General features: G+C 54.1%; 1 pseudogene. It reads left to right on the top strand.

Annotated features, from left to right (window positions below):
- A pseudogene (locus HV796_RS43235) lies at window positions 1-186 on the top strand (IS30 family transposase); the annotation flags it as partial.
- Window positions 187-542 lie beyond the last annotated feature (356 nt).

Raw genomic sequence — 542 nt, 5'->3', positions numbered from 1 at the left:
AACGGGCTGCTGCGCCAGTATCTGCCCAAAGGCACGGACCTCCCGGTCTACAGTCAGGACGAACTCGATGCAATTGCCGACAGTCTGAACAGCAGGCCACGCGCGACTCACGCGTTTCATTCACCGTTCGAGGTCTTCGCTGCAACCCTTGCATCTGCAGGCCAGCCTCACGGCTCTAAACACTAAACCCGCTGTTGCACTTCATCCTTGAAACCGCCGTTTTAAAATCATCGGCCCAAGGTAATTTTGGTGAAAATTTAACGAATCCCGGCCGGCCCTCTTATTGAACGGGCATTGACGTCGCGAGCCGCGACTATGGACGACTTGAGCGACACCAGTTTCTTCTCGCAATCATCTCTTAGCCTTGGAAATCTACTTGCTGACCTCCACAAGAATCCGTAGTCGTGGTCATGGCATCCTTGCCGCCGTGGGGTTCTGTCGCGATAAGACGGTGAGGCCGAAGTAAATCCCGATATGAATAGGACTGCTTATGCTATCAACGAATAGAACTGGACGGCAGGCGTCGCGGCGAAGCCATCGTT

The sequence above is a fragment of the Paraburkholderia humisilvae genome, from assembly GCF_902859855.1.
GTDB classification, from domain to species: Bacteria; Pseudomonadota; Gammaproteobacteria; order Burkholderiales; family Burkholderiaceae; genus Paraburkholderia; species Paraburkholderia humisilvae.
The sequence above is the reverse complement of the archived record's forward strand: the minus strand, read 5'-3'. Positions and strand labels throughout refer to the sequence as shown.